Below are 4,113 nucleotides of genomic sequence, written 5' to 3' on the forward strand. Positions count from 1 at the left end.
CTCGCTCTGGTCGCCGCCGCCGCTCTGGCCGCCACCCTGCTCACCGGCCAGGACACTGGGAGCAACACCCCCGCGCAGCCGCCCGCGCCGATGGCCACCTCGCCGTCCGCCACCTCCGCGCCGCTCGCCGATCGCGGGACCGCCGATCCGCAGCCGCCGCCGGTCAGTTCGCCCGTGCTCGAACCCGCCGCCGTCACCCAGGGGACGCCGACCCCCGTCGCCCCGCCGTCGACCAAGCCGGGCAAGACCGGGAAGGGCGAAACCCGGGGCAAGGGCAAGGGGCCCGGCGGGCACGACAACGCCTGAGCGGGACCTCCGGCGCACGGATCCGGGCCGAACGGCCCTGGCGCCGAAAAGCGTCCGAAACAACGGCGAACCGCATTTCCCGAATTCGGACTCGAAGCAATAACGACCGGTAACCGGAAGGCCGCCGACCTCGACACATCCCGTGTGCCGAACGAGCGGGCACCACCGCCGGGAATCCCCGTCCCGACCGGTTCGACGAAATTCCGGAGGTCTGAATGAGTGTCCACGCTGCCCTCGCGCGGCCCGTTCCCCGCCCCGCGTGGCACCGGGTCGCCGCTTGGGCGGTCTTCGCGGCCTTGGCGCTGATCATCGCGGGGATGGTCTGGGCGCCGGCGGCGCTCGCCGTGCTCCTGCCACTCGGTGCGGGCGTCGCGAAACTGCGGGCCGCGAGCCGGACGGTCGACACCATCTTCGCCGAAGAACTGATCACCCGGGAACGGATTTCGGAAAACGGCGATCGGGTCGAGATTTCTTGACCACTCCCCTTTTTCCGGTCGCCACAAAACTGCTCCTCGGCAAAAGGATGACCGCTCTGGTGGACGCCGCCGCGGCCGGAGTACAACCGATCGGGCACGGCCACCGCCGCGTGAGGCGTCGAAGATTGGGGAGTCATCATGGCCGATCCCGGAACCCCCGCGTCACCGGTCGATCTCGACCGGGTCCGCACCGAACTCGCCGCGCAGGGCCATCCCTGGGTCACGGGCGAGAACTCCATGACCATCCTCGAAGAGGACCAGCGCCGCCACCGGTTGGGAGTCCCCCTCCCGCCGGAAGCCGAACGGCGCGAGCTCGAATCGACGGCGAGGTCCCTCGCCCAGGGTGAAGCCGCCCGCGCCACCGCCGTTTCCGGGGCCGGCGCCGCCGCGCAGTTCGACAGCCGCAACGCCGGCGGCGGCAACTACGTCACGCCGGTGAAGGACCAGGGCGACTGCGGTTCCTGCGTCGCCTTCGGCACCGCCGCCACGATCGAGACGGTCGCCGCGTTCACCCGCGGGCAGCCCGGCCTGCAGCTCGACCTCTCCGAAGCGCACCTGTTCTACACCCACGGCGCGAACGACGGCGCGACGTGCGACACCGGCTGGATGCCCGAGCGCGCGCTGAAGTTCTGCCACGACGTCGGCATCACCTACGAGGACTACTTCCCGTACAGCCCGCGCAACCGCACCGGCGCCAAGCTGAACGCCGACTGGCCGAACCGGCTCGCGACCACGCCGTCGTACACGGCGCTGACCGGCAACCCCGCGGCGATGAAGGACCAGCTGGCCACGCACGGCGCACTCGTCGCGTGCTTCCTGGTGTACCAGGACTTCTTCTCCTACAAGACCGGTGTCTACCGGCACGTCACCGGCTCGCTCGCCGGCGGCCACTGCGTGACGCTCGTCGGCTACGACGACACCCAGGGCTGCTGGATCGCGAAGAACAGCTGGAGCACCAACTGGGGCGACGGCGGCTTCTTCCGGATCGCCTACGGCGAGTGCGGCATCGAGACCTGGCAGGTCGAGCAGGTCGGCGCGGTGAACCTGCGCTCGTGGACCGGCTCGACGTCGGTGCTCGGCCTGTGGAGCAACGACCAGGACCGCAACACCTGGGCGTACCTGCAGAACATGGGCTGGCTGCACCTGGCCGCCGACGACGAAGTGATCAACAAGGCGATGCTGATCGAGCTGATCGCCGCGAAGCAGGGTGGCCGTCCGGTCAACGCGTTCAACAACAACGGCACGATCATCGAGACCTACGTCTTCTAGGAGCCCGCGATGGCCGCATCGACCAGCCCGTCCAGCGCTCCCGTGGCAGTGGCCCCCGCCGCCAGCCCGGACAACGCGCCCCAGCCCCTCACCCCCGACCAGCTGCACGCGGCGACGGCCACCGTCGCCGCCGAGCCGGCCGTCGAACCCGTGCTGAGCCCGCCGGGTGCCCCGCAGACCGCCGTCGCGGTGACCACCGCCGCGGCGTGGCAGTCGAATAAGAAGGTCCTCGCCCTCTGGACGAACAATTCCGACCGCAACGGGTACGCGTTCGTCGACGGCGTCGGCTGGAAACTCATCGCGACGAACAGCGACAGCGTGCACGAAGCGCTGTTGATGCTCGCCACGTCGGCGAAACTGGCCGGCTCGGTCACCTACCCGGAGGCCACCGACGGCCGGATCCACGAGATCTACCTGTGGTGAACCCGTGCGGGTGATCACGCTCGAAGCCGACGGCGCGGCGGCGGACGTCGCGCCCGGCGAGCGGCTGGAGCTGCGCCTGCCCGAGAACGCGGGCACCGGCTACCAGTGGGTGCTCGACGGCCCGGAACCGCCGCTGCGAGTGGTCGAAGAGACCCTCCACCCGGTGGCGGACCGGGCCGGCGGCACCGGCGAACACCGGTTCGTCCTGCACGCGGACGGGCCGGGTGAGACGACGCTGGTGGCCCGGCACGCGCGGGCGTGGGCGCCGGAAAGCGAGCTGCGCCGCTTCCGGCTCACCGTCCGGGTCCGCTAGCCCGCGTCCTGCCAGGGCTCGAAGCTGCGCAAAAGCAGCCTGACCTGGGCGGGATCGGTGATGACGGCTTCGACGCCGCGCGGCATCGCGATGATCAGCTGGGTTTCGCGGGCGGCGCAGCCCGCCGCCGTCGCGGCCAGGACCGCGATGCCGCCGCCGTCGACCGCCGTCGCCTGCGCGAGGTCGACGACGACCCGGCGGACCTCCGCGGCGAAGGCGTCTTCGATCGCCTGGTGGTAGGTGGGGGCCAAACCGCCGTCGAAGACCCCGTCGACGGACAAGATGACCTCGTCTCCGAGGAGCACGCTGCGAAGTGTCATCCTGACCTCCTGCCGACCGGGTTTTTCCTCACCGGCTCCGGGTTCGGTCATCAAAGGTTACGTCAGGACCCCGGGTCAGGCAGGCTGAGCGGACCGGGAGAGCACACCGGAAGCAGCACGATCGGGAGTCGAAGAGGACACGCGGTCCCTCTCCCCATTTCAATATATAGCGCACCCCGGGGCTTGCGGCAAGGCCCGGGTGGGGGTTCACAATTCCGGCTCACCATTTTCCAGTGAGGGGAATTCTCCATGCGTGTGCTGCTGTCCACGATCGGCTCGCGGGGCGAGGTGCAGCCGGTGGTGGCGCTTGCCTCGGAGCTCAGAGCGCTCGGGCAGGACGTCCGGCTGTGCGTGCCGCCCGACTTCCGCGACCGGCTCGACGAGCTCGGGTTCGACGTCGTGCCGATCGGCCCGCGCCTGCGCGGAACCGCGTCGGCGCACCGGGTTCCGCCGACGCAGGAGCAGATCCGCACGGCGGCCGAGGACACCGTGACGACCCAGTTCGAGACGATCGGAGCCGCGGCCGCCGGCTGTGACGTCCTGGTCGCCGCCGGTGCCCTGCAGTTCGCCGCCCACTCGATCGCCGAGCGGCGCGGCGCCGCCTACGTGTACGCGGGTTTCTGCCCGATCACCCTGCCGTCGGAGCTGCACGCGCCGCCGCCGATGCCGTGGCGGTCGCCCGGAAAGGCGGAAAACCGCGCCCTTTGGGCCGAAGACGCGGACCGCTGGAACACATTCTTCGGCAGGCGCGTCAACGAACTCCGCGCGGCGGCCGGCCAGCCGCCCGTCACGGACCTGCCGTCGCACGTGTTCTCCGGCCGGCCCTGGCTGGCGGCCGACGCGGCGCTGGCCCCGTGGCCCGAGCCGGGCGACGCCCACCTCGTCCAGACGGGCGCGTGGCTCTGGCCGGACGAGCGGCCGCTGCCGCCGGGGCTCGCGGAGTTCCTCGACGCGGGTGAACCGCCGGTGTACTTCGGATTCGGCAGCATGCGAGCGCCGGGCGGGC

6 protein-coding genes and 1 pseudogene are annotated in these 4,113 nt (G+C 71.1%); 6 read left to right on the plus strand and 1 reads right to left on the minus strand.

The annotated features are described in order from the left end of the window. The 5 genes and pseudogenes from G3I65_RS07170 to G3I65_RS07190 form a co-directional block, all read left to right on the plus strand. A pseudogene (locus tag G3I65_RS07170) lies at positions 1–306 on the plus strand (serine/threonine protein kinase); the annotation flags it as partial. Positions 307–521: 215 nt separating this feature from the next. After that, entirely contained in the window at positions 522–782 is a 261-nt protein-coding gene (locus tag G3I65_RS07175; RefSeq protein ID WP_160695387.1) for a hypothetical protein, read from the plus strand. 138 nt (positions 783–920) lie between these two features. Next, positions 921–2,051 (plus strand): C1 family peptidase, encoded by a 1,131-nt coding sequence (locus G3I65_RS07180; RefSeq protein WP_160695388.1) that lies wholly within the window; start codon positions 921–923, stop codon positions 2,049–2,051. A 9-nt stretch (positions 2,052–2,060) separates the two neighbouring features. Further along, the gene (locus G3I65_RS07185) at positions 2,061–2,474 is read left to right on the plus strand and encodes a hypothetical protein (RefSeq protein ID WP_160695389.1); all 414 of its coding nucleotides are present in this window, start codon (positions 2,061–2,063) and stop codon (positions 2,472–2,474) included. A 4-nt stretch (positions 2,475–2,478) separates the two neighbouring features. Then, positions 2,479–2,787 carry a protease inhibitor I42 family protein gene (locus G3I65_RS07190; RefSeq protein ID WP_160695390.1) on the plus strand — a complete coding sequence of 103 codons (309 nt, stop codon included), beginning with the start codon at positions 2,479–2,481 and terminating at the stop codon, positions 2,785–2,787. Here G3I65_RS07190 and G3I65_RS07195 read toward each other — a convergent pair. Continuing rightward, positions 2,784–3,107, minus strand: a complete 324-nt coding sequence (locus G3I65_RS07195) for an STAS domain-containing protein (RefSeq protein WP_160695391.1) — start codon at positions 3,105–3,107, stop codon at positions 2,784–2,786. The two genes, G3I65_RS07190 and G3I65_RS07195, sit on opposite strands and share 4 nt — an antisense overlap. A gap of 249 nt (positions 3,108–3,356) precedes the next feature. Between G3I65_RS07195 and G3I65_RS07200 the strand changes: the two genes are divergently transcribed. Then, positions 3,357–4,113, plus strand: a 757-nt coding sequence (locus tag G3I65_RS07200) for a glycosyltransferase (RefSeq protein WP_160695392.1), incomplete at its 3' end; no start/stop codon positions are given.

The sequence above is a fragment of the Amycolatopsis sp. SID8362 genome, from assembly GCF_010550475.1.
Lineage (GTDB): Bacteria > Actinomycetota > Actinomycetes > Mycobacteriales > Pseudonocardiaceae > Amycolatopsis > Amycolatopsis eburnea.

Excerpts from the sequence above, each read along its gene's own strand:
- G3I65_RS07175 (WP_160695387.1), top strand. The coding sequence starts at position 522 with ATGAGTGTCCACGCTGCCCTCGCGCGGCCCGTTCCCCGCCCCGCGTGG.
- G3I65_RS07180 (WP_160695388.1), top strand. The coding sequence starts at position 921 with ATGGCCGATCCCGGAACCCCCGCGTCACCGGTCGATCTCGACCGGGTC.
- G3I65_RS07185 (WP_160695389.1), top strand. The coding sequence starts at position 2,061 with ATGGCCGCATCGACCAGCCCGTCCAGCGCTCCCGTGGCAGTGGCCCCC.
- G3I65_RS07195 (WP_160695391.1), bottom strand. The coding sequence starts at position 3,107 with ATGACACTTCGCAGCGTGCTCCTCGGAGACGAGGTCATCTTGTCCGTC.